The sequence below is a fragment of the Lactiplantibacillus fabifermentans DSM 21115 genome, from assembly GCF_000498955.2.
GTDB lineage: Bacteria > Bacillota > Bacilli > Lactobacillales > Lactobacillaceae > Lactiplantibacillus > Lactiplantibacillus fabifermentans.
Map to the genome: position 1 here is coordinate 13,814 of NZ_AYGX02000169.1, position 24,123 is coordinate 37,936.

Annotated in this window: 21 protein-coding genes and 1 other annotated feature; of the genes, 7 read left to right on the plus strand and 14 right to left on the minus strand. The window is 44.8% G+C overall.

Annotated elements, in window-relative coordinates; translation table 11 throughout:
• Positions 1 to 13: 13 nt before the first annotated feature.
• From ychF to DY78_RS14615, 7 genes are all read right to left on the minus strand, one after another.
• Positions 14 to 1,114, minus strand: coding sequence for a redox-regulated ATPase YchF (gene ychF / locus DY78_RS14585; RefSeq protein WP_024623906.1), 1,101 nt, complete (start codon positions 1,112 to 1,114; stop codon positions 14 to 16).
• A 29-nt stretch (positions 1,115 to 1,143) separates the two neighbouring features.
• Positions 1,144 to 1,335 (minus strand): DUF951 domain-containing protein, encoded by a 192-nt coding sequence (locus DY78_RS14590; protein WP_024623905.1) that lies wholly within the window; start codon positions 1,333 to 1,335, stop codon positions 1,144 to 1,146.
• Between the two features lie 20 nt (positions 1,336 to 1,355).
• Positions 1,356 to 2,246 (minus strand): ParB/RepB/Spo0J family partition protein, encoded by an 891-nt coding sequence (locus DY78_RS14595; RefSeq protein ID WP_024623904.1) that lies wholly within the window; start codon positions 2,244 to 2,246, stop codon positions 1,356 to 1,358.
• A complete protein-coding gene (locus DY78_RS14600; RefSeq protein WP_024623903.1) occupies positions 2,236 to 3,003 on the minus strand; it encodes a ParA family protein in 768 nt (255 codons plus the stop codon). The genes DY78_RS14595 and DY78_RS14600 overlap by 11 nt, the downstream gene beginning before the upstream one ends.
• A 2-nt stretch (positions 3,004 to 3,005) precedes the next feature.
• Positions 3,006 to 3,854, minus strand: a complete 849-nt coding sequence (gene noc, locus DY78_RS14605; protein ID WP_024623902.1) for a nucleoid occlusion protein — start codon at positions 3,852 to 3,854, stop codon at positions 3,006 to 3,008.
• Between the two features lie 17 nt (positions 3,855 to 3,871).
• Positions 3,872 to 4,606 (minus strand): 16S rRNA (guanine(527)-N(7))-methyltransferase RsmG, encoded by a 735-nt coding sequence (rsmG, locus tag DY78_RS14610; RefSeq protein ID WP_024623901.1) that lies wholly within the window; start codon positions 4,604 to 4,606, stop codon positions 3,872 to 3,874.
• Between the two features lie 506 nt (positions 4,607 to 5,112).
• Positions 5,113 to 6,396 (minus strand): NupC/NupG family nucleoside CNT transporter, encoded by a 1,284-nt coding sequence (locus tag DY78_RS14615; RefSeq protein WP_024623900.1) that lies wholly within the window; start codon positions 6,394 to 6,396, stop codon positions 5,113 to 5,115.
• 975 nt (positions 6,397 to 7,371) lie between these two features.
• Here DY78_RS14615 and DY78_RS14620 point away from each other — a divergent pair.
• Positions 7,372 to 8,640, plus strand: coding sequence for a PTS sugar transporter subunit IIC (locus tag DY78_RS14620; RefSeq protein WP_024623899.1), 1,269 nt, complete (start codon positions 7,372 to 7,374; stop codon positions 8,638 to 8,640).
• Positions 8,641 to 9,011: 371 nt separating this feature from the next.
• Positions 9,012 to 9,860: an alpha/beta hydrolase gene (locus DY78_RS16520; RefSeq protein WP_024623898.1), complete on the plus strand. Its 849-nt coding sequence runs from the start codon at positions 9,012 to 9,014 to the stop codon at positions 9,858 to 9,860.
• A gap of 217 nt (positions 9,861 to 10,077) precedes the next feature.
• Here DY78_RS16520 and DY78_RS14630 read toward each other — a convergent pair whose 3' ends face one another.
• From DY78_RS14630 to DY78_RS14645, 4 genes are all read right to left on the minus strand, one after another.
• Positions 10,078 to 10,707 (minus strand): response regulator transcription factor, encoded by a 630-nt coding sequence (locus DY78_RS14630; protein ID WP_024623897.1) that lies wholly within the window; start codon positions 10,705 to 10,707, stop codon positions 10,078 to 10,080.
• A 10-nt stretch (positions 10,708 to 10,717) separates the two neighbouring features.
• Entirely contained in the window at positions 10,718 to 11,935 is a 1,218-nt protein-coding gene (locus DY78_RS14635; RefSeq protein WP_024623896.1) for a sensor histidine kinase, read from the minus strand.
• A gap of 25 nt (positions 11,936 to 11,960) precedes the next feature.
• The gene (locus DY78_RS14640; protein ID WP_024623895.1) at positions 11,961 to 14,000 is read right to left on the minus strand and encodes an ABC transporter ATP-binding protein/permease; all 2,040 of its coding nucleotides are present in this window, start codon (positions 13,998 to 14,000) and stop codon (positions 11,961 to 11,963) included.
• A gap of 498 nt (positions 14,001 to 14,498) precedes the next feature.
• On the minus strand, positions 14,499 to 15,395 hold the full coding sequence (locus tag DY78_RS14645; RefSeq protein WP_024623894.1) for a LysR family transcriptional regulator: 897 nt from the start codon (positions 15,393 to 15,395) through the stop codon (positions 14,499 to 14,501).
• A gap of 137 nt (positions 15,396 to 15,532) precedes the next feature.
• Between DY78_RS14645 and DY78_RS14650 the strand changes: the two genes are divergently transcribed.
• Positions 15,533 to 16,753, plus strand: coding sequence for an aminotransferase-like domain-containing protein (locus DY78_RS14650; protein WP_024623893.1), 1,221 nt, complete (start codon positions 15,533 to 15,535; stop codon positions 16,751 to 16,753).
• Between the two features lie 131 nt (positions 16,754 to 16,884).
• Here the strand turns inward: DY78_RS14650 and DY78_RS14655 are convergent, their stop codons facing one another.
• Entirely contained in the window at positions 16,885 to 17,655 is a 771-nt protein-coding gene (locus DY78_RS14655; RefSeq protein ID WP_024623892.1) for a hypothetical protein, read from the minus strand.
• A gap of 462 nt (positions 17,656 to 18,117) precedes the next feature.
• Positions 18,118 to 18,351, plus strand: a binding site (T-box leader).
• Between the two features lie 57 nt (positions 18,352 to 18,408).
• Between DY78_RS14655 and DY78_RS14660 the strand changes: the two genes are divergently transcribed.
• From DY78_RS14660 to DY78_RS14675, 4 genes are all read left to right on the plus strand, one after another.
• Positions 18,409 to 19,227 carry a transporter substrate-binding domain-containing protein gene (locus DY78_RS14660; RefSeq protein WP_024623891.1) on the plus strand — a complete coding sequence of 273 codons (819 nt, stop codon included), beginning with the start codon at positions 18,409 to 18,411 and terminating at the stop codon, positions 19,225 to 19,227.
• Positions 19,228 to 19,390: 163 nt separating this feature from the next.
• Positions 19,391 to 20,203 (plus strand): transporter substrate-binding domain-containing protein, encoded by an 813-nt coding sequence (locus DY78_RS14665; RefSeq protein ID WP_024623890.1) that lies wholly within the window; start codon positions 19,391 to 19,393, stop codon positions 20,201 to 20,203.
• A gap of 69 nt (positions 20,204 to 20,272) precedes the next feature.
• Complete coding sequence (locus DY78_RS14670) at positions 20,273 to 20,980, plus strand: amino acid ABC transporter permease (RefSeq protein ID WP_029778792.1); 708 nt, start codon at positions 20,273 to 20,275, stop codon at positions 20,978 to 20,980.
• Positions 20,981 to 20,991: 11 nt separating this feature from the next.
• Complete coding sequence (locus tag DY78_RS14675) at positions 20,992 to 21,753, plus strand: amino acid ABC transporter ATP-binding protein (protein WP_024623888.1); 762 nt, start codon at positions 20,992 to 20,994, stop codon at positions 21,751 to 21,753.
• Between the two features lie 191 nt (positions 21,754 to 21,944).
• On the opposite strand, the gene DY78_RS14680 is transcribed toward DY78_RS14675, so the two are convergent.
• Together DY78_RS14680 and DY78_RS14685 are read right to left on the minus strand one after the other, a co-directional pair.
• On the minus strand, positions 21,945 to 22,250 hold the full coding sequence (locus tag DY78_RS14680) for a nicotinate-nucleotide diphosphorylase (protein WP_024623887.1): 306 nt from the start codon (positions 22,248 to 22,250) through the stop codon (positions 21,945 to 21,947).
• A 271-nt stretch (positions 22,251 to 22,521) separates the two neighbouring features.
• A complete protein-coding gene (locus DY78_RS14685) occupies positions 22,522 to 24,030 on the minus strand; it encodes a hypothetical protein (protein WP_024623886.1) in 1,509 nt (502 codons plus the stop codon).
• Positions 24,031 to 24,123 lie beyond the last annotated feature (93 nt).

Genomic DNA, 24,123 nt, shown 5'->3' on the forward strand with positions numbered 1-24,123 from the left:
AAGTTCCCCTTTCTTAAACGTTGAACCGGAATTCAACAATATCGCCATCTTGCATGACGTAGTCTTTACCTTCGAGACGTAATTTCCCATTTTCTTTAACTTTAGCTTCGTTACCGGCTTCGTCTAACGCATCAAATGACATGACTTCTGCCCGGATAAAACCACGTTCAAAGTCGGAGTGAATAATCCCGGCGGCTTGAGGGGCTTTAGTACCGCGTTTAAACGTCCAGGCCCGGGTTTCCTTGCCACCAGCCGTGAAGAAGGTTTCAAGGCCTAAGAGCTTATAAGAAGCCCGAATCAGCTTATTCAAGCCAGGTTCTTCAACACCTTCCGCTGCCAAGAAGTCAGCTTTATCGTCATCGTCTAATTCGGCGATTTCTTCTTCGGTTTCAGCGGCCACCCCAATTGCTTGGGCGCCTTCTTGTTCAGCATAGTCTTTAACAATCTTGAAGTACTTGGAACCTTCAGGGTCAGCCATGTCATCTTCGGCAATATTAGCCACATATAACACGGGCTTAGAAGTTAACAAGAATAAGCTGCGAACGATTGGTTGTTCATCTTCGGTGAAATCTAAGGAGCGCACAGGCTTACCGTCTTCCAAAGCTGGCTTGATTTTTTGTAAAACCGCCAATTCGGCTTTAGCTTCTTTGTCACTACCCTTAGCGGCGCGTTGAACTTTCGCTAAGCGCTTGTCAACGGCTTCGAGGTCGGCCAAGCTAAGTTCCAAGTTAATGGTTTCAATATCGTCTTGTGGGTCAACTTTCCCCGTAACGTGGGTAATATTGTCGTCGTCAAAGGCGCGGACCACGTGTACGATGGCGTCAACTTGGCGAATATTTTCCAAGAACTTGTTCCCTAAACCTTCACCCTTGCTAGCACCTTTAACAATCCCGGCAATATCAGTGAATTCAAACGTCGTTGGGACCACTTTTTTGGCGGGAATCAATTCTTGAATCCGGTCTAAGCGGCTGTCTGGAACTTCAACCATCCCGACGTTGGGGTCGATTGTTGCAAATGGGTAGTTCGCCATTTCCGCGCCGGCCTTTGTAATTGCGTTAAATAGTGTTGATTTACCAACGTTGGGTAACCCAACGATACCTGCTGTAAGTGCCATATTGGTTATTCACTCTTCCTTTTTAATAATTAAGCTTGTTCGTCTTTTTTGACGAGCATTTTTTTCATTTTCTTGTCGAATTCGCGTCGGGGCATCATGACCACGTGACCGCAACCGGTACATTTGATCTTAATATCAGCACCCATCCGCGTAATTTCCCAGCGATTAACGCCACACGGATGCGCTTTCTTCATTTCGACAATATCACCTAAATCATACACACGCAACGCTCCTTTACGAATTAATCTAAATTAATGTTCAAAATTTCTAAAATCCGGCTTAAATCATCATTTGATAAGTATGGAATTTCAATCTTACCTTGATCCTTTTTGCTAGCCTTGGCTTGAATCGAGACGGCCGTGCCAAATTTTTCTTGCAGTTGTTCTTCGCTCGCCCGAATGTATGGCGACTTCTTGACCGCCACTTTTTTGGCCGGCTTGTCGGCATCGCCATTATAGCGCGCCACGATTTGTTCCAATTGGCGCACCGTTAAATTGTCCTTAACAGCACGTTTCGCTAAGGGTTCTAACTTCGTTTTATCCTTTAAAGATAATAACGTCCGTGCTTGCCCCATCGACAATTGACCCTTTTGAATCATCGTTTTAACGCCATCTGGTAACCCTAATAACCGTAAGTAGTTGGCAATATAGGGCCGACTCTTTCCTAAGCGTTTCGACACTTCGGCTTGGGTCAACTTAAGCTTCTTCATCAAGGAATCGTAAGCTTCAGCTTCTTCTAAGGCCGTTAAGTCTTCGCGTTGGAGGTTTTCCAACACGGCGACTTCCATCATTTGTTCTTCAGTGACATCGCGAACGATGGCTGGAATCGTCGGTTGTTTAGCGAGCTTAGACGCCCGGAAACGCCGTTCACCAGCAATGATTTCATACTTTTTAATTTCAGCATCTGGTTGCCGGACAATAATCGGTTGGAACACACCAGACTTTTCAATGGAACTAGCAAGTTCTTTTAAAGCGGTTTGATCAAATTTTTGCCGTGGTTGATACGGGTTGGCATGAATATCGCTCAACTTCAACTCAACAATGGCTTCTTCATTTTCCGGTTCTTCGACATCGGCGAATAAAGCGCCAATCCCACGCCCCAACGCTTTGTTTTGATCTTTTTTACTTGCCATGGGCTGCCAACACTTCCTTTGCTAAAGCTAAGTAGACTTGCGCCCCTTTAGAACGCGCATCGTAGTCAACGATGGATAACCCGTGACTAGGTGCTTCGGATAACCGCACATTACGCGGAATAATCGTTTTATAAACGGCTTTGTCAAAATACTTCCGTACTTCGGCATTAACTTGCGCGCCGAGATTCGTCCGGGCATCATACATGGTTAATAAGACGCCTTCAATTTTAAGTTGGCGGTTAAAGTGTTTTTGCACTAATTTGACGGTATTAAGTAATTGGCTCAACCCTTCCAACGCGTAATATTCACTTTGCACAGGAATCAAGATTGAATCACAGGCCGTAAACGCATTGATGGTCAGTAAGCCTAACGAAGGTGGACAATCGATTAAGATAAAGTCGTAATCGTCGCGCACATCATCGATGGCATCGCGCAAGCGAGTTTCGCGCGCCATCATCGGCGTCAACTCGATTTCGGCCCCGGACAATTGAATCGTGGCTGGGACGATGTCTAACCCCTCATGACTCGTTTTGATAATCGTATCTTTAATCGGGGTGTCATTAATCAGGACATCGTAAATTTCATTTTCGATGGCTGACTTTTGAATACCGAGACCACTCGTGGCATTCCCTTGAGCATCCGTATCAATTAATAAAACTTTTTGACCTAATTCAACAAGACTTGCACCTAAATTAATGCTGGTCGTCGTCTTGCCAACGCCACCTTTTTGGTTAGCGAGTGCAATTACGGTTCCCATAATTATTGACCACCCCTTGGTTTATTTTTCGGGATTTCAATGGTGATTTGATACGTATCGCCCGTGTCTTCTTCATGCGTTTTCACGGACAAACCGGCATCGGTCACCATCTTAATTGATTTTTTAATCGTATTAACCGCGATCCGGGTATCTCCCGTTAATCCCCGGGCACGTTTCTTTTTAGGTTTAGGCGGCAACTTGAGCTTTTCAACGAGTTGTTCCGTCTCTTTGACCGTCAACTGCTGGTCTAAAATTTGGGCCAATACGGTCAATTGTTGGTCGGGCGCTAAATTCAGCAAGGCCCGGCCGTGCCGTTCGCTGATTTGCCGTTTTAACAGCGCGTCTTGGACGGGTTTGGCAAGTTTTAATAACCGCAATTTATTGGCGACAAAGGACTGGCTCTTGCCTAATTCTTCAGCTAAAGCCGCTTGGGTCAGTTCGTTTAGCTTCATCAATTCCTGATAAGCCGTCGCTTCTTCAATCACGGTTAAGTCTTGCCGCTGCAAGTTTTCAATCAACGCCATCGACGCCGTTTCACCATCATCCATTTTTTGAACGATGGCGGGCACGTCTTTCCAATGCAGCGACGTAATCGCCCGAAAACGGCGTTCGCCGGCGATGATTTCATATTTTTGGTCTGCATACTCACGTAACACGATTGGTTGTAATAACCCGTGTTCGCGAATGGTGGCCGCTAATTCACTAATACCCGCTTCATCAAACACTTGGCGTGGTTGAAAGCGATTAGGAATGATGGCGGTCACTGGAATCCGCACAATCTGCTGATTTGACGGGGTTGGTGCCACGTCCTTATTTTTGTCACGGTTAGAACCGAACAAGGAAAATGCCATGCCTATAAACCTCCCACCTAATCTTGTGCCGTTAACGGCTGTTTAGCCGGCGTTCCCGGTTTGCGGGGATACTTCTTCGGCGTCGGCCGCTTCTTATCAATCACGATAATATGCCGCGGATCACCCGTTTCGGGCAAGGTAAAGGCTTCATCAGTCACTAACTTGCCACCAAGTTGTTGCACGGCATATTCACCTTCCGCCGTTTCCGTGCGGGCATTAGCCGCTTTTAAGGCGACCATCTGACCACCGACTTTAACCAGTGGTAAGCATAATTCGCTGAGGACGGATAACCGCGCCACGGCCCGCGCCGTCACTAAGTCGTACGCTTCGCGATGGACCGACTTCTTACCGGCAAAAGTTTCCGCGCGGTCATGGAACGTCCGCACATCCGTCAAGCCGAGTTCACGCACTAATTGTTGTAAGAAGTTAATCCGCTTATTCAAGGAATCAACAATCGTCACTTGCAATTGTGGAAAACAGATTTTTAATGGTAACGACGGAAAACCAGCCCCGGCCCCGACATCACATAATGTGAGCGGTTGTTCCCGCAAAGCAGGCACATAAAAGGCCGGCGTAATCGAATCGTAGAAATGTTTCAAATACACTTCCGGTTCCGCAGTAATCGTTGTCAAATTGAATTGACGATTGGTTTCAATCAACAACTTAAAATAAGTCGCAAATTGCGCCATTTGGTGATCATCTAACATAATCCCATGGCTCGCCAAAGCTTGTTTAAATTCAGTTGGATTCATGAAAAAAGCTCCTTAATTAAGGTCGCATTTGCCTTACAGTTGTGAAACAACCTGAATGTTTCACGTCACCTCATAACTTTAACTTAAAATGGGTTCAAAATCAATGCACGGGTTTACGTTTGGAAGTTGGGTTAGGCCTTGATGAGCTTGAGTTTTTTGCTTGATCAGTTGTACTAAGATTGGTCATCATATTTTATTGCTATTTGCTGATTGTATCCATACCATACAGTTAAGAACACCAATAATCTTGCCAGACAAATTTAAGCCACCTCGCTGTAACACAATGATTCCGATACTTAACGTCATTACAAACAATTACCGACTAAGAAAATCGTTTTGCAACTACCTATATATCCGTAAAACGCTACTTAATTACATTATTCTCACTGCCATCACTTAATTCACAGCTTTCTATTTAGTCGAAACTCACAATTTATAGCTATCAACAAAAAACGACCTCAAAGTCCGAAGACTTCAAAGTCGCAACTAAATATTTTAATTCATGATTACCAAACGAATAACCCAACCACGCCGGCTGATAAGAGGGAAACTAAAATCCCTGATAATAACATGTAGCCAACGTTACGTGAGATTAAATCGTTCTTTTCACGGTTGACGATTCCTTTGAACGCCCCAATGATCATACCGACCGTTGAGAAGTTGGCGAAGGACGTCAAGAAGACCGTTAAGACGGCTTTGAAATGGGGCGCAAAGTCGTTTACTTTACTGGTAACTTCACCCATGACAACGAATTCGTTAGTAACTAACTTCGTCCCCATGTATGACGCCATTTGGAACGCGTCGTGGGCGTTGAACCCAAGTAACCAGGCAAATGGGAACATGATAATCCCAAAGATATTTTCAAGTGATAAGTTTGAGTTGATCAAACCTAATAATTTATCAATTAATTTCGCTAAGGCCACGAAGGCAATAACGTTAGCGGCGATAATTAAGATTAACTTACCGGCGCCTAAGATGGAATCACCTAAGAATGAGAAGAATGGTTCGCGGGCTGGTTTAGCTTCCTTGACTTGTTCGTCAGCTAAGCTTTCAGAACCGCTAGTCGCAGTCGTTTCCGTGGTTTCTTCAACCGCGGCACTGCCGTTAACTTTCGCAATCGTATCTTCTTCAGGGGTAACGTCAACTGGATTCAAGATGGCCGCAATAATCGCCGCGTTTAAGACGTTCATTGGCACGGCCGTCAAGATGAATTGACCAGGCATCATTTTGATGTAAGCACCCAAGATTGACGCCGTAACACAACTCATTGACATCATCGCAATGGTCAAGTTACGTTGCGCCTTCATTTGCTTCAATTGTAATTGGGAAACCGCCAATGCTTCGGTGTTTCCTAAGAACATCATTTCAACAACGAAGAATGATTCGAATTTTGGTTGGCCAGTAATATAAGCTAACCCCCGACCAACCCATTTAATAATCCATGGTAATAAGCCGATATAAGTCAAAATATCGAATAATGGCACAATCAACAAGATTGGAAGTAATGAGCTCGTAACGAAGTCCATGCTCTTGACGTTAACCCAACTAGCTAACGCAAAGGCAATCCCTTCATATGAGACATTAACAAGCCAAGTAAAACCGTCGGCCGCAGCTTTAACTGCATCGACCCCGACTTGTGAACCCGTTAAAAACCAGGCTAACAATACTTCTAAAACTAACATGACACCGACTGAACGCCAATGAATGGCGTGCTTTTGCTTGGAGAATAAGTAGGCAATGGCGATGAACACCACAATCCCAATAATATTAACTACCAAGTTAAAGACCATGTGAATAATCCCTCTTCCCTATGAATGTTGGCGACCCAATAAAAAAATATAATAAAAAACTACCTTTATTAATTTACCATTTATAAGAAGCAGATGGTAGCAATTTTTAAAGAAATTCTTAAGCTAATCCCGTAAAATCCGACCAAAAACAGCAGCTTAACTATTAATCGTTAAGCTGCTGTTTTTTAAGAACATCGTCGCAAACTGACGATGCGCCCCTGCCAAGGAACTTCATTATACTGCGTTTAGCTAGTTAGCGAACTAATTATTTGCAACTCATCCAAAATCGCCGTAAACTACAGGCAACAAATCGAAAGGGGGTGATGCTTTTTGAGTTCCAATCGAAATCTTAAGGCATCAGTCTCTGCGCTAATCGGTGCACTGAACTGATACCTTCAAGGGCCGCGATCAAATCATTGATCGTGGCTTTTTTAGTATCAGAGCGCGGCCCGGGGCGTCCAGTGTCTGAGCATAGCCTAGTCATTGGTATTGCCCGGCGCACTTTCCGGGTGATACCGATGACGTAGCTAAGCGGAGGACACTGCCCTGGGCCGCGCGTTTCAGCAAGTTTGACAAGTATTGCAAACACCAGCTAAATTAGTAAACTCCCCCCATTAAACATTCCACTTCATTCCAAACGCTACATCATCATAACGTTCATAAAGCGAATCTTTAACCATTCCCCAAAAGCAATAAATATTTCATTATCCAAATCATCATTCCAGCCAATCCGAACCCCATCAGTTTATCCACCGTAACAACCTAAATCAGCTCTTTTTCAAAAATAAATAAATTTATTTTTCAACAAATTTTACGCTTTTGGTCTACACCAATATTTGTTGGTACAAATACGTTTTGAGGGTACCGGTCGGTTATAAATCAAAAAATGTATATGCTTATCATGACAATGTAAGGGTTTACAAGCGCTGTTACAGCGCTTATTCTTGGTCTATCAAAACCAAGGAGGAGTTATGTATGCATAAGTTTATGGATTGGCTACAAAACACTTTAATGCCCCCGATGGCGAAAATCGGGAACAACAAGTACCTCGTTTCTGTCCGGAACGGGTTAGTCTTAACCTTACCTGCCATTATTAGTGGGAGTGTGTTCTTAATTATCGGGAACATTCCGATTAAGGCTTGGACCAACTTTATCGCTCCATATATGAACATGATTGGGGTCGCCGTTAACGGTTCGTTCGGGATTATTTCGCTACTCGCAGTTATTGGGATTGGGTATGAATTATCTAAAGCCTTAGAAATCGATCCGTTGTCTGGGGCCGGATTATCCACAATGGCCTTTGTGATTAGTTCGTTTAATGATAAGTACAAGTTAGACACCGATAATTTTGCATCATCCGGTTTGTTCACTGCTATTATTACAGCTTTTATCGCGGTCTTAATCTTCAACTTCTTCATCAAACGTAACATTGTCATCAAGTTACCAGCAGGGGTGCCCGCGGCGGTTTCTAATTCGTTCGTCGCTTTATTCCCAGGATTTGTCATCTTAGTATTGTTCTGGTTTGTGCGGATGCCATTACATATCGACATCAACCAAGTCGTGCAAACGATTTTCCATCCACTCTTGTTTGCGATGAACACTTTGCCAGGGATTTTAGTTTACACGTTACTAGTCAGCTTGCTTTGGGTTTGTGGGATTCACGGCGACATGACCCTCGAAGGGATTGCCGACCCAATCTTCTTACAATTCTTAGCTGCTAACGGGACCGCTTTAGCACATCATCAACCACTCTCATACGTGACGGCCGCTGGATTCTCCAGCTTATTCGTTAACGTTGGTGGGACTGGGGCAACCATTACTTTAGTTGCTTTGATGTTATTCTCTAAGAGTAAAACGTACCGTGATTTAGGGAAAGTGGCCTTTCCGAGTGCGTTATTTGAAATCAACGAACCCGTTATCTTCGGTTTTCCAATCGTTATGAACGCGGTCACGATGATTCCATTTATCGTCGTGCCATTGATTTTAGCCACCCTGTCTTACCTCTTCATCTCCATCGGTTGGATTTCAGCACCGGTTGCGATGGTTCCTTGGACGATGCCACCAATCATCGGCCCATTAATGGCCACTGGTTGGGACTGGCGGGCCGCCGTTTGGTCAGCAATTGAATTATTGATTGCCGGTTCTGCTTACTACCCATTCTTTAAAGTTGCTGAAAAACAAATGTTGGCTTCTGAAAAATCAACTCCTGAAGATGGCGTTGAAACTGTTGCTGACGAGAACTAAAGCTTTCTGATATTAAAATTTTTATTGGCGTAGCGCTTCTGGTGGAGCGCTACTCTTTTTTAGTTGTACCACTTCCTTAGCTATATTGTCGAAACGTGGTCCCCCAGGCAGTTTGTTCCGCTTAACCCGAGACCGGTAATTATTCCAAGCCCGGGAATAATCACCAATCTCACGTTAATGCTCGCAAACTAAGCGCCTGGGTGACCACTCTTGGTGAAATCAGATTGTCATAAGATTGTAGCAATCCCCAAAATCACTAGGATTACCTTGCGATTACCGCCCAGTCGCGCCTGACGCTTGCTTGCAACTTTTTGCCAATTAAGCTAGATTTAAAGTGAAAAGGTTGATTTAGAGGGATGGAGTTTTAATTAATGAAAGCAACAACTAAACAAGTTTTAATCGTTGCGGGCTGGTTAGCGGTACTTTTGGCCGTCATCGGCGGGACGATGATGTGGCAACGGCAAGTGCGTCATCGTAAACATAATATCGCCGCCGTTACGGTCACTTCGACCGCCCGGATTCCAAACGTTTTGATTTTGGACCGGCATACCACTGATCGTGAAGGTCGCCAACTAGTTGCCGGTATGCAACGTAATAATGGTTACCAATCCGTGGTCACAGTGACCGTCACCGCCAATGGTCGCTTGAACTTCAACGGTGAGTTCCGAGCCCACGACAACCGGCCTTACTTACGGATTGTCTTGCCCAACCAAACCGCTTCCGAACAAAAAGAAGCGTTGTGGATCAAAATGGCCATCAAGTACTCCCAAAGTCACTTACACTTTAAAACTTTCAACTTAATTAGCTACGGCAGCGGTGGCATCAGTGCGACTAACTATTTGGAACATACGACTAAAGATGTTTTACCGGAACACTTTATCGCGATTGCGCCCCCCTTTAACGGGACCAGCACTGCTAAAAACGCCGATAAAACCACTGCTGTGACTAAAGCTAATCAAACCTTGTTACTGCGTAGTTTGACGAATCAACGGCAAAAAATTGCCAAACGCGTCCAAGTCTTACTGATTGCTGGTAAAAGTAAACAGCATCAAAACGGCGACGGCGTGATTCCGATTCAAAGCGCCTTGGCTGGCCAAGCGATTTTCAAAGGCCGAGTCAGCCGCTATCAACAAAAAGTGCTCAACTCTTGGCGGGCCACGCATAAGGGAATTTTGAGCAGTTTCCGACTAACGAATATCATTCAAGATTTTATCTCTTAATGAGTTGCGAATGCGACATCACTCAAAATGGGTGCCTGATGAAGTTGAAGTTCATCAGGCACCCATTTATTTATCATTTCTATTGTCGAAACGTGCGCCAAAAGGCAGTTTGTTCCGCTTAACCCGGGATAGGCAACCATGCCCCAAACCCGGGCATAATTACCTATCCCACGTTAATGTGCTCGCAAACTAACCGCCTTTTGGCACACTCTTTTTTTTAAATATCAATCAAATGATGCTTCAACGCATACGCCACGGCTTCCGCCCGGGTAAAGACGCCAAAGTCATTATAAATCTCCGTCAATCGCGATTTAACCGTCCGTTCGCTGACACCGAGATTAGTCGCAATGCGATTACTGTGCTCGCCATTCGCAACGGCTGTTAAAATCGCTTTTTTCTCGTAATTTAGCGGTGTGACTTGTGGCGCCACCGGTTGCGGCTGAAACGCTTTTTGGGCAATACTATCTTCAATGGATACTTGCCCATTCAACGCCGACTTGAGCGTTGAAATAATCGTTTCACGCGTGGCATCCTTGAGTAGATAACCTTTGGCACCTAACGCTAAGGCGCGTTGAATCGGTTCTTGGTCATCAAATGTCGTCAAAACAACCACGGGGATCGTACTTTTTTGTTCCGCTAAATGTTCCATAAACGTGATGCCATCCATCGGTTGCATCCGCACATCTAATAAAATCAAATCTGGGGTTAGCGTCGTTAATTGTGCTAAAGCATCGGTCCCATCATCGGCTTCGGCGCAAACTTCAAAGTCTGCGGTCGTTTCGATAATGGCGTGGATGCCGGCGCGAATCAATTGATGGTCATCAACTAACATAACTTGTGCCGCCATTTTTTGCCTCCTACTTACTCGTCACCACATCTAAGGTGACCGTTGTTCCTTCGCCAATTACCGTATCGATAGCGACTGTGCCACCCACCCGGGCCAATCGTTCTTCTAGTTCCGTTAAGCCATAGTGATCTTGACTCCGTTTGGTCTGGGATAACTTGAAGCCTTTCCCAAAATCCACCACTTGGAGCTGATAATGATGGTCACCCACGGGCTGGCCTTTGACAATCGCACTCATCACCCCGGCATGTTTGTAAACATTCATCAAACACTCGGAAACGCAGCGCACGATTTGCGTCAGCGTTTCCGCCGGTAAAACTGGTGAAGCTTTAATCGAGGTCGTAACTTCAAATCCATACTTACTTTGTAACACATTGATTAACAAACCTAGGCGGGCCGCCAAATCGGTTTCGGAATCATCTCGTAAATTGGTCAGCGTCGTCCGTGATTCTTTCAGCGTTTGCCGGGCAATCGTCAACGAGCGGTCAACGGTCGCTTGGGCCTTATCTGCTTGGTCCTGTTTCATAAATTGTTGGGCGGCTTCCAGCTGCATGACGGTCCCTGCCAAGCCTTGAATCAGCGTGTCGTGCAAATCTTGGGCGACACGCCGACGTTCGGCCCGCGTTGCGGAATCTTCGACTTGTTGATACGCAATATTTAATTCCGCCAAAAGTTCTTCGGCATGTTGCCGCTGCTGAATTTGTTTGCGGAAGAAAAACCAGTAATAAACCACGATAAACGTGACAAATAGGCCAGTCGCGCCAAGGGGTAATGATTCGCGAAAACTCGTGTGTAGCAAGATGCCAATCCAGATAAACACGTAAAATCCAATGAGACTCCCGATGGCAATCCACACATGATGAAATAAGTTCGCCGCTTCTAATAACATAATGGGCACAATGCCGATATACAGCATGCCTTGGCCAAAGCCAATCAAACTACCGGCAATCAAGGCCACCACAATTTGCAAAATCAGTAAGCCCACCTGGCCAAAGCGATATTTCATAAACGATGGCATCAGCCAGCCGCAGCCACCATGCACCACGACGAGCACCGTCAACACGATGGCCGTAAACGTGGCGCTGTTTGGTTGCGTGATGCCATACACATTCAACGATAACCCGCGCACCGAAAAGGCACTCAACGCTACTAAAATCAGCCACAAGGTAAAGACCGGCCGCAATGAGCGTAACAGTTCAATTTGTAATTGTTTTTCTCGTTGCTGGCGCATCGGCCATCCCCCTATAGTTCAACGATTATTCGGCCGCTAACGCATCGATTGGATTCAAGCGAGCCGCTTTTCGAGCTGGCAACCACGCGGCAAATAAGGAGATTACGAGGGCCAACCCGAACGTTAAGATAATATTTTGTGGTTCAATTTGAATCAAGTTATAACTGGCAATCGCATACAGCACTTGATTGAGTCCGTAAGCCACGGCATACGCGACCCCGGTCCCAATAATCGCACTTGCCAAGCCAATCATTAAGGATTCACTCGTAAACAAGCGACGAATATCGGTTTTACTTTCACCAAGCGCCCGTAAAACACCAATTTCTTTGGTCCGCGAGCTGACGGACATGAACATCGTCACGATAATCATCAAGGCCGAAACCACTAACGAAATCGCGGCAATCGCGGCTAAAATGACGGTTGCCAAGTTGACGTATTGATTAACGGTCGCAATCATGCTGCTAGCACTCGTCGCACTGAAAACTTTTTTGCCGTTAACTTTTAACTTGCCAATCTTCGTCGTCAAAGACTTGGTATAGTTACGATTAGTTGCTTTCACAATAACGGTATCTGGTTGAGATTTCAAATGATACTGTTTGATCCAGCTTTGTTCCGTGGCATTGCTAATCGCGGTCACGCTACCGGTCGTGGCATCGGTAATCCCGGCCACCGTCAACGTCTTGTTAACAGTCACTTGCTTCCCATTTTTATTCTTAGTGGTGAACTTGACGGTAATCTTCTTACCTAATAGTTTACGCCAGTTTTTGCTGGAGTACGTCTTAGCTAACGTCTTTTTATCAACGACAATTTGATTTTTACCCGGCTGCGTCCCCACTTTAATGGTCGACGTGTGATTATTGCTCGTCCAGGTCGTTAATTTCGCCGTCCCGAGCTTTTTATTACCATACTTATACGTCACATCGCTAGTATTGTAATTTTTCTCAACACTTTGGACATGTGCTTGTTTTTTCAACTTGGCAATTTGGGCATCCGTTAATGTTGCCGTGGTGGTCGTGCCCGTCGCGGATTGCGCCGCTTGGGCTTGAGCCGCGGCACCACCACCCATGGCCGCCCCGCCACCTTGTTGATTAGCGGCCGCACTAGCCCGACTGTTTTTCGTCGTCTGTCCAGCCGTCTTGCGTGTTACGGTGACGATTTGCGGATTAACCATTTTGTTGACTTGTTCATTGATATAGCCTTTGAGCCCATTACCAAGGCCTAAGAACAGCATGACCGCAAATAGCCCAATCGCCGTCCCAGCAATAATTAGCGCGTTCCAATTCATCGTGTGTTTCAGATGTTTAAAGGCCGTCTTATAGGCCACCATCGCGGGCAACTTCCGAAACCCGGTCAGTTGTTCTGGTTGTGCAACATTGGCTTTGGGCCGAACTTGAACTTCATCCGTCAAATGACCATCCACCAAATGCACAATCCGCGTCCCAGAATCTGCGACAGCTTGCGAGTGGGTCACGGCAATGACAAGTCGCCCATCCGCTGCAATTTTATTCAAAATTTGGAGCACTTCTTCAGTATTTTGTTCATCGAGCGCCCCGGTTGGTTCATCGGCGATAATCACTTTCGGATCACTCGCCAACGCGCGGGCAATCGCCACCCGTTGCTTTTGCCCACCGGAGAGTTGGTTCGGATATTTATGAACTTGCTCGGTCAAACCAACATCGGCCAACAATTGCATCGCCCGGTCATGTTTAGCTTGCCGGTCCATGGTCGTCATTTCGAGTGAAATCAGGACATTTTCATAAATGGTCAAATGACTAATTAAATTATAGGACTGATAAATATAGCCCACCGTTTCACGCCGATACCGGTCCAAGGACTGCGTATCACGATGGTTCAAAGTCTCCCCATTAACGGTCACCGAACCAGTAAAGTTCCGGTCCAGCCCCCCGATAATATTCATCAAGGTCGACTTCCCACCCCCAGACTCACCAAGAATCGACACAAATTCGCCGAGTTCAAATGATAAATCAATGCCTTTTAAGACTTTAAATTCTTCTGATCCTAAGTAATACGATTTATGGATGTCGTGTAATTCTAAATAACCCAAATAACATCACCCTTTCAAGTAGTGGTGTCTACACTACCAGTTGTGTGAAGGAAAGTGATGGTCGTTTGGACATTTTGTTGTTGCCCAATTGGGCAGAGCGAAAAAACTGGCGGTTAGCTTCTGAGCATTGCCTAGCCCCAACCATGATATGGCGGGTTTCCGTATCTTGGTTGGGGCGTAGCAAGCACAGGAAGTTGTCAGTTTTTTCGCGTTTCGACTATTTAAATAAGACGAGTGGTGCTCTTCATCATAACCGCAGCATAGCAAGCGCAGGGCACTGCCTTGGGGTTCGCGTTTCGACCATATAGATAGAACGAGTGGGCTTCTGCATCGTGACCGCCGCGTAGCAAGCGCAGGATGCTGCCAGTTTTTTCGCGTTTCGACTATTTAAATAAGACGACTGGTTCCCTGCATCGTAATCGCAGTACAGGAAGATTACGATTTTTAGCATTTAAACTATTTAACTAGCACAAACCGCAATGGATAATCATCCAACCGCTACTTCCAAAGCATCTCATCTCCATACTCATCCACCAAAAACTGCTTAACCGCCCGCATCATCATCGCGGTCGACGGCGCCGTCGCCTGCGTTTTATTCGCGACTAACGCAATCTCTCGATTATAAGGTTCCGCAAACGGGTACGTATTAACTTCCCCGGTCAGCTTTTTCAACGCCAACTGTGGCAAGATGCCCATGCCTAAGCCAGATTCCACCATCGAAATAATCGATTGATCATCAATCGAGAACCGTAAAAAGTTATTTGTAACATGATAATGGTCCAGCGCTAACTTCGTATCCCGGTCGTAGTCACTCTGTTGCAAAATAAAGTTCTTATCGGCAACATCATCAGTCGTAATGAACTTGCCATTTTCCGGCACAAAGCCCGCCGGCGTTACACAAAATATCGGGTCATTGACTAAGGGATGGACTAACAAATTATCCGCGACCGGCATTGATGTGAAGCCGATGTCGATGGTCCCAATTTTGGCCCATTTTGTAATTTCGTTAAAATCGCCTTGATAGACCGAAATATCAATATCGGGATATTCATGATTAAAACGGCGAATAATCCGTGGGAGCCAATTGATACAAACACTGCTAAATCCGCCAATGCGAATCGAACCTGAATGTAAGCCTTGAATATTATCGGCCACTTGGCGCAAATTACTTTCGGTATTCAAAATTTCTTGCACATACGGTAACACTTGCCGGCCGTCGCTCGTTAACTCAACGCCCGAACGGTTGCGGATAAATAATGGGAAACCGAGTTCTTTTTCCAACTGGTTGACCGAATGACTGACTGCACTCGGCGTGACATTTAAGGTCGCGGCGGCTTGGTAGAAGGTCTTTTGGGCCACGACAGTCGCGAAAACTTCATAAGCAAAATTAGCCATGACGTGGATGACTCCTTTAAGTGAATTTATTTCATTTTTAATTGAAAAAGTTGAGCTTTACTCTCGTACGACTTCATTTTATCATATTTACAATCAATAAAATGATATTTGCAAAAAAACTAGCGGAGGCTTTGAATATGAAAAATCTATTTGCGGACCGAGTATTAAATAATAGTACAGCTGACCTTGACGAAATTTTCAAAAATAGCGCGAATCCAGAGAACATTTCCTTCTCTGGTGGCTTTCCAGATAATCATTTATTCCCAGAAGCGGACTTAAAACAAGCCTACCAAGACGCCATCACCAACGATGGCCCGGCAATTTTCCAATACCAAACGACCCAAGGCCCCTTAGCGTTGCGGAAAAAAATTGCGGCGCGGATGCAACAACACGCCGAAGTCCCCACCACGGCTAACGAAGTGATGTTAACGCAAGGTGGCCAACAAGCCATCGACTTAGTGGCTAAGTTAGTCTTAAACCATGGTGATGCAATGATCGTGGAAGGCCCAACTTACATGGGCGCTTTAGCTGCCTTTGACACGTACGAACCAACTTATTATGAAGTACCGGTCGACCAACACGGGATGGATATCCGCGTCTTACGGAAAACGTTGCGCCAACATCCTGAAATCAAATTAATTTATACGGTCCCCGATTTTCATAATCCAACCGGCACGACCATGAGCATCAAACGGCGCCAAGAACTAGTGGCCTTAGCTAATCAATATAACTGTTTAATTTTAGAAGACAGTCCTTATCGTGACTTACGCTACAACGGCAAGTCCGTCCCAGCCGTTAAACATTTTGATACGGAAGGCCGGGTCATCTTCATCTCGAGCTTTTCAAAAATCTTATCACCCGCCTTACGGACAGGCTGGTTAGTCGCTGACGAACATCTCATGACCGAGCTCATCAACTTGAAGTCCGCCATCGATGTCCAATCACCAAACGTGACGTTAGCGGCAGTCAACACGTATTTAGATGAACACGATTTGGATGCACACATCGCCAAGCTCAACGCCGCTTACAAAGTAAAACGTGACGCGATGTTAACCGCGATGGATCGGTACTTCCCGAAAAACGTGCAATACACACGACCAAATGGTGGTTTCTTCATCTGGGTCACCTTACCAGACAACGTTGACGCTCACGAACTCTTAACAGACGTCATCTTGCCACAAGCGCATGTCGCTTATGTGCCATCATCGTGCCAATTTGCCAGCCGCAAAGTCAAAAACGGCTTCCGCTTAAATTACACGAGTCTCGCCCCCGTCACGATTACCCGGGGCATCCAACGGCTCGGTGCGCTCTTACAACCACAAGCGGCGGCCAACTTGCAGACTGCCATCCAATTTTAAAGGCAGCAAACATTCAGCTAAACTATGACTATCATTCAAACATGACAAAGAAGTTGGCACTAGCACAGTGCCAACTTCTTTGTCATGTAGTTCAAATAATAAATATAATTAAGCGGCATCCCGAGGCTTTTCTATGGATGCATAACCGCGGCTTTGATCATTTCTGAAAATTCAACTGCCAGATGGTATTTATGTCCGTTAATGATTTCCTCAGGCGTACCACTAGGGAGATAGGCAGCTAGGATGCCATCAAAGCCATTGGCGGTAGGCCGAATCTGATGATAAGCACGCCAACCATAACCTAGCGCATCATCATCACTTGATAACGCGACATACCCATTCATCTTGATTGGATAGGTTGAATCAGGTGTAGTTGGCACAAAATCCCCAGTTTCCGGGTAAAGATTCATTTCGGTAGGCTCACCGAAGTTACAGAATGTCTCGATAATGTGCTGACCGTTAACAGTATCACCGACAGAGTAGAAATGTTCCGGATTCACTACGGCCGCAATGTGGCTATCTAGTTCGCCAGCGAGCTGCTGTTGTAATTGTGGCATCGTAATCCCTTCAACATGCATGAAGACTTGGCCTTCTTGCAAGTCTTGGTTACCGTTTGATTTTTTGGCAACCGCTTTCCAGAACTTGTCAGATGCAGCAAGTGGTTCCTTGTAAAGAGCTTTCATATCCTCAAGTGCAGCATATTTATCTTTGGTATCAAGTAGTAATTGCTTGGCTTCTGGATACGACAACAAATTGATTTCAATGGCACTCTTGGAAATATCAGCTCCTAGGTGCTTCATTTCTTGTAAGACGTGCTTAATTCGCCATTCTTGAACCTTTGCTAACTCAGCTTGCGTTACCGGTGTATTATCAATCGTAATGTCGATTTTCAAATCTGTCATGTGTTTTCCCTCCAATTGGTTTCATGAGTATACGGACAGAATAACAGTCGATACTAGCTTATTGAACCGCAATAATCTAGTATTTGTCGGCTAATCCAACACTGTGTAGAATAAAACTAAAAGGTGGGTGTATATATAATCGATTATCGTTTTGAGCGCGCTGATACAGATATTGATCTGTACATTTATTGAATCATTGACAGCAAGCTGAAGTTGCTGAAGTTGCTAAAATTTCTCAAAATACGGATTCGACACATTGCTTCATATTCGTAGAAAAGATGCCGCTAATCGTGCTAATCAAAAGAGATCTGGCGCTATGAATATGAAAACTATCCGCACCGACTGGCGGCAACCCACATCAATAAAATTAATTATTGATAACAAAAGTAATAATATGATTGCCTGTTGATTAAAAACGCATTTGACAGTCTGAATTTACTGCTGTAAACTAGCGCTAACAAAATAAACGTTTTGATGAGATGAGTAAGTCGGTATTCAGGCCTAGAGAGCTGCCAGTACGGGTGCAAGGCAGTCCGGATAGTTGATTGAAGCATGGTCTCTAAATGGTGCCAGTGAGCTGCGGTGAGCTGACAACGGGTCGTATCGTTACTATACGTGAGTTCATAACTCAGTGAGTCTAATCGTGCGAACGGTTGGAAAACTAAGGTGGTATCACGACTAGCAGTCGTCCTTTTTAATAAGGATGGCTGCTTTTTTGTCGTCAAAACGAAAAAAATAGGAGTGTGGGTTAATATGAAGAAATGGTTACGTAGATTAGGGGTTGTGGCTTTGGGCGCCATCTTGGCAGTGACGTTAAGCGCTTGTGGGAGTAGCTCTAGCAGCTCATCGAGTTCTTCGAGCGCCGCTAGTTCGAACTTAGATTTACAGACTTCGGGGACCTTGACGATTGGTTTGGAAGGCACTTTTCAGCCGTACAGCTACCGTAAAGATGGTAAATTGACTGGTTTTGAAGTAGATTTAGGGAAAGCCGTGGCTAAGAAGCTGGGCTTAAAGGCTAAATTCGTGCCAACCAAATTTGATTCGTTGATTGCCGGGTTGGACGTGAATAAATACGACGTCGTCATTAATGATATTGCCGAAACGCCACAACGTGAGAAGAAATACTTGTTCTCCACGCCTTACATTTATTCCAAGGCCCAATTAGCCGTTAAAAAAGGTTCGGCAATTAGTAAGATTACCGATATCAAAGGTAAAAAAGTCGCCCAAACGACGACAAGTAACAACGCGAGTGATGCGACCCGCTTAGGCGCCACCGTCACGCCGACGGATGGCTTCCAACAATCCATCGACCTCGTTAACCAAGGGCGGGTTGCCGGGACCATCAATTCCCGCGAAGCCTTTTACGCTTACTTCAAGCAAAATAAAAACGCGAAGATCAAATTAATCGACAGTGGTTCTGAAATTAAGACGCAAAAAATCGGCGCAATCTTCAATAAGAAGCACGCTAAATTGCAAAAAGAAGTTTCCAAAGCGATTCAAGAACTCCGTCAAGATGGTACTTTGACGAAGTTATCGAAGCAATATTTCGGCGGCGATGTTACTAAAAAATAGTTTCATTAATTTAGCCTAATTTTTATCACCTAATTCTTAACTGAATTTTGGTATTCGACCGGCGTTACGTTCGTTATAATAAGCAAAGTGCTTATTTTTTGTCAGTTGTCGCTATTTCAATTATGATATTATGTGTGTCAAAAAAATTAGGGAGTGTTTATAAATGCAACGATTCATGAAAAAGCTCGGTATCGCCGTGTTTGGGGTTGCCTTGGCCGTCGTTTTGACCGCTTGTGGCAGTAATTCAAGTTCCAGCAAGTCGAGTGCCGCTGGTTCTAACTTAGATTTACAAACTTCCGGAACTTTAACGGTTGGTTTGGAAGGGACTTTCCAACCTTATGGCTATCGTAAAGATGGCAAGTTAACGGGGTTTGAAGTTGACTTAGCCCGCGATGTCGCTAAGAAGTTAGGGTTAAAAGTGAAGTTCGTCCCAACCAAGTTCAATTCATTGATTGCTGGTTTGGATACGAACAAGTATGACGTGGTGATCAACAACATGTCCGAAACGAGTGAACGCAAGGCGAAGTACCTCTTCTCCACACCTTACATTTATTCCAAATCACAATTAGCCGTTAAGAAGAACTCTTCTATTAAAAAGATTACACAAATCAAGGGCAAAAAAGATGCCCAAACGACGACTAGTAACAACGCTAGTGATGCCAAGCGTTTAGGCGCTACCATCACCCCAACCGATACGTTCCAACAATCAATTGAACTCGTGGAACAAGGTCGGGCAGCCGGGACCATTAACTCCCGTGAAGCGTTCTACGCTTACTTGAAACAACAACCAAAAGCTGACATCAAGTTGATTGATGCAAATGGCGAAATCAAGACGCAAAAGATTGCGGCCATGTTTAACAAGAATCACGCAAAATTACAAAAGAAAGTTTCTAAGGCCATCGACGAACTTCGTAAAGACGGTACTTTGACTAAACTTTCCAAGAAATACTTCGGTGGCGACGTTACTAACAAGTAGTCCAACCGACCCGACAGGCCAGTCCTGTCGGCTACATAGCACCACACTTAACTCATTAGGAGGACTTTCATGAATTCGATTTGGCATATTATTGTCACCTCAACCCCACAAATCGTGGCGGCAGGTTTAAAATACACCATTCCCATTGCAATTATTTCATTTATTCTCGGTTTAATCTTTGCCATCTTAACCGCTTTAATCAAATTATCACCACGCCACGGCTGGTTTAGCATCCTCAAGGCCATCGCCTACTTTTACGTTTGGCTATTCCGGAGTACCCCATTATTAGTCCAATTATTTATTGTGTACTTTGGGTTACCGTACTTAAAAATCAGTGGCATCTTCCCCAATGGGATTCAGTTAGACCCTTGGACGGCTGGGATTGCGACCTTCTCACTCAACACCGGGGCTTACTGTGCCGAAACGATTCGGGCTTCGATCTTGTCAATTCCACAAGGTCAATGGGAAGCGGCTTATTCCATCGGGATGACCAAGACCCAAGTTCTGCGCCGCATTATTTTGCCACAAGCGGCCCGCGTTTCCTTACCGCCGTTGTCCAACAGCTTTATTAGCTTAGTTAAAGACACCTCATTGGCCGCTTCCATTACGATTATCGAAATGTTTGAAGTCAGCCAACAAATTGCCGCCCAAAACTACCAACCACTCGTGATGTACGCCCTGGTTGCGGCGCTCTACGCCGTGCTCTGCTCAATTCTGAGTTGGTTACAAGGCTACTTGGAAAAACGGACATCACGCTACATTAAGCCGATTAATTAGGAGGGACCGCCATGATTAAATTAGAAAATGTCAACAAAACCTTTGGCGATCATCCCGCCTTAGCCGATATCAATACTGAATTTAAAGAACATCAAACGACCGTCATCGTCGGGCCATCCGGCTCTGGTAAGTCAACCCTCTTGCGGTCACTGAACTTGTTAGAACATCCAGAAAGTGGCCAATACCACTTCGATGATGAAACAATTGACTTCAGTAAGCCTATTACGAGTAAAACGGTCTTAGAACTCCGCCGCAAAACTGGGATGGTCTTTCAAGATTACAACTTATTCCCCCACTTAACCGTCGTTAAAAATGTGATGGAAGGTCCCATTCAAGTCTTAAAGCAATCAAGTGCCGACGCTAAGAAAACGGCGCTCGACTTACTTGATAAAGTTGGCTTAGCCGATAAAGCCGAGTCCTTCCCGAGTCAACTTTCGGGTGGCCAACAACAACGGGTCGCCATTGCGCGGTCCCTCGCCATGAATCCCGAATACATCTTGTTAGACGAACCCACCAGTGCCTTAGACCCCGAACTAGAAGCCGGTGTCTTACGGGTCTTATTGGAACTCGCGCAAGAAAAAGATTCGATGATTATCGTGACCCATAACTTAGAATTCGCCCGCGCCGTCGCCGATAAAATCTTATTCGTCGAAAACGGCAAGATTTTATTCGATGGTACCCCCGCCGAATTCTTCAAACAACCAACGCAACGGATTGCGGATTTCTTAGCCGCGATGACCTTTACGACGATTTCGGATAAAGCTGAATCATAGAGTGCGACAGAAGGCGGTTAGTTTGCGAGCATTAACGTGGCATCGGCAATTATGCCCGGGCTTTGGGCATGGTTGCCGATGCCGGGTTAAGCGGAACAAACTGCCTCTAGGAGCACGTTTCAAAAATAAAGATACCAACACGAAAGGACCAGCGGCTAACAACAAAGCCGCTGGTCCTTTTTGAATTATGCTTATTTATCCAACAAATCAAACGCTAAATCTAACGCCGTCACACTGTGGGTCAAATACCCGAGCGAAGTATAATCCACCCCGGTATGGGCATATGACGCCAAAGTCGCGGGCGTCATACCACCAGATACTTCCACCTTAATCGTCGGTGGTACTAGTGTCCGCCACTGTTTGACCATGGCTGGCGTTTGGGTGTCAAACATGATGATATCTACCCGACTAGCCACGGCAGCTTGCAATTCGGCGACGTTTTCAACTTCGACTTCAATGATCTTCGTCGGGCCAATCTGCCGGCCTGAAACTCCCACCGCTAAAGCAGTGGGGTTCTTGGGTGGAAACTACAACAAAGCACATTGAAGCGTTAACTACTCCTTGGAAGTTGGGAGTTAACCCAATTCCGGACATGGCCTCTCAATGAGTTAACGGGACTTTGACCCGAATACCATGTCTAGTGCCTTGCGACACCATCGTAGACTTCAATATGGCAGCTGCCACCGACAGAACATTTTTGCCCAAACGGGCGTGGAACGTTTCTGCACCACTTGCTATTTTCGTCGGCAATGACGTTAAAATTGTCGATTATGAGATCGTGTAGTGATAGCTTATTCCCATGGATTCGAGTATCATGTTGTCTTCTGCTTTGATACGATCAACCATTTGTTCTTGGTTAATCAGAAAATGTCTGAATTCATCGTTTGAGATATCAGAGATTGTGCAGTCATCTAATACTTTAGTTGCTAGAAAGGCACTGTAGACATCCCGTTGCGCATTATATTCAGTACCATCCATGTTGATTTTCTTAGCACGATGATTCAAATCTGAATTGGCTTGGTGATATTGTTTGGTATCGTGCTGATACTGACTTAACTTAGCTTTGACAGTGTTTATTAATACTGGTTCATAGCCAAATAACGCGAGTTTTCGTTTAATGATCGCCATTAATTGACTAGGGGCTTGGTTGGTGATAGATGATCCAAACAAACCCGCTTGCCAACCAGCTACGGAAACCTTCTCCATACGGATATCATGGCTTAATGCTACTAATTCATTCGAGAGTGTTTCAAAATAATATTTACGATGGTTAGATTTCAAGCGATACAAGTAGTTCAATTTACGACGCAACTTCTTATAGTTATTGGTGCGACGTACTTTGTAACCCTTAATGTACTTGAGTTTGCCGTTAGCAGTGAGTTCAAAGGCATCAGGATTATTTTCGACTTGTGAATGTGTCATCTGATGTTGAAGTTGTTTGATCTTAGACGTATCATCACCAAAGAACGGGTTCAGCACGCTTAAGTTCATCTTATCGTGGTGATAATAAGCAAAAGTCGATGGGCCAATATCAATTCCTACTGGGCTAGATGCTCGTGTTGTCCGTCGTTTCCGTGGTGGCAAGCCACTATAAGTGATTTGTATTGCATATTTAGTATGGGTATTACCAGCAATTTGAATCAGACGAATATACTTTAATTGTCGATATTCACTAAAAAAAACCTCACGTTCGTAAGCTCGATATCTAGCGGTTTTAAAACGATGCTTACCACGTTTGAAGTGGAATATACGGTGATTTAAATCCATTGAGAACTGCGTATTCCATTGTTTCGACCTAATAGTGAATTGCGCAAATCGTTTAATATGCAGTTGTTTGGAACCTTGGTACAGAACTTTATCAATTCCTTGCCAGACATCGGTGATGATCGCTTGCATAGCAACAGACATTAGTCCCTTAAATCTTGGATTAACGTGGCGTTTCACAAAACCACTGAATCCAATTGAGTGGCGTTGCTTACTACCTTGGTCTGAATCAAGCCCGTAAGCTTGCATAATCACTTTTAGGCGATCATTGACAATCTTTTTATTGGCTTTAGTCGGTTGTTTAGTCCGTTTTAATTTCCATGCACGTTTTAACTTGATCAGCCGTTGATAGTCACGATTACGTCGCAAATACTTTATTTGATGATTAGCATATTTGACAATTTCTCGATAGTAGTCATAGTGTTGCCAAAGCAACTCGTTTAGAAATCTAGCTTGATATTTATTAGTGATTAACTGAAGTTCCAAGACCGCAACTTGCTTTAGCTCATCCATGATTTACGTCCTCCTTTTATATTCTGATTTTTTCTGATTATGGTAGATTGTAAAATTAATCCGAACGCTGTTCGGACAAAAAAGATCAGCTTC

Excerpts from the sequence above, each read along its gene's own strand:
- DY78_RS14650 (WP_024623893.1), top strand. The coding sequence starts at position 15,533 with ATGAAAAATCTATTTGCGGACCGAGTATTAAATAATAGTACAGCTGAC.
- DY78_RS14635 (WP_024623896.1), bottom strand. The coding sequence starts at position 11,935 with ATGCGCCAGCAACGAGAAAAACAATTACAAATTGAACTGTTACGCTCA.
- DY78_RS14600 (WP_024623903.1), bottom strand. The coding sequence starts at position 3,003 with ATGGGAACCGTAATTGCACTCGCTAACCAAAAAGGTGGCGTTGGCAAG.
- rsmG (WP_024623901.1), bottom strand. The coding sequence starts at position 4,606 with ATGAATCCAACTGAATTTAAACAAGCTTTGGCGAGCCATGGGATTATG.
- DY78_RS14675 (WP_024623888.1), top strand. The coding sequence starts at position 20,992 with ATGATTAAATTAGAAAATGTCAACAAAACCTTTGGCGATCATCCCGCC.
- DY78_RS16520 (WP_024623898.1), top strand. The coding sequence starts at position 9,012 with ATGAAAGCAACAACTAAACAAGTTTTAATCGTTGCGGGCTGGTTAGCG.
- DY78_RS14620 (WP_024623899.1), top strand. The coding sequence starts at position 7,372 with ATGCATAAGTTTATGGATTGGCTACAAAACACTTTAATGCCCCCGATG.
- ychF (WP_024623906.1), bottom strand. The coding sequence starts at position 1,114 with ATGGCACTTACAGCAGGTATCGTTGGGTTACCCAACGTTGGTAAATCA.
- DY78_RS14630 (WP_024623897.1), bottom strand. The coding sequence starts at position 10,707 with ATGGCGGCACAAGTTATGTTAGTTGATGACCATCAATTGATTCGCGCC.
- DY78_RS14660 (WP_024623891.1), top strand. The coding sequence starts at position 18,409 with ATGAAGAAATGGTTACGTAGATTAGGGGTTGTGGCTTTGGGCGCCATC.
- DY78_RS14685 (WP_024623886.1), bottom strand. The coding sequence starts at position 24,030 with ATGGATGAGCTAAAGCAAGTTGCGGTCTTGGAACTTCAGTTAATCACT.
- DY78_RS14670 (WP_029778792.1), top strand. The coding sequence starts at position 20,273 with ATGAATTCGATTTGGCATATTATTGTCACCTCAACCCCACAAATCGTG.
- noc (WP_024623902.1), bottom strand. The coding sequence starts at position 3,854 with ATGGCATTTTCCTTGTTCGGTTCTAACCGTGACAAAAATAAGGACGTG.
- DY78_RS14655 (WP_024623892.1), bottom strand. The coding sequence starts at position 17,655 with ATGACAGATTTGAAAATCGACATTACGATTGATAATACACCGGTAACG.
- DY78_RS14615 (WP_024623900.1), bottom strand. The coding sequence starts at position 6,396 with ATGGTCTTTAACTTGGTAGTTAATATTATTGGGATTGTGGTGTTCATC.
- DY78_RS14645 (WP_024623894.1), bottom strand. The coding sequence starts at position 15,395 with ATGGCTAATTTTGCTTATGAAGTTTTCGCGACTGTCGTGGCCCAAAAG.
- DY78_RS14665 (WP_024623890.1), top strand. The coding sequence starts at position 19,391 with ATGCAACGATTCATGAAAAAGCTCGGTATCGCCGTGTTTGGGGTTGCC.
- DY78_RS14595 (WP_024623904.1), bottom strand. The coding sequence starts at position 2,246 with ATGGCAAGTAAAAAAGATCAAAACAAAGCGTTGGGGCGTGGGATTGGC.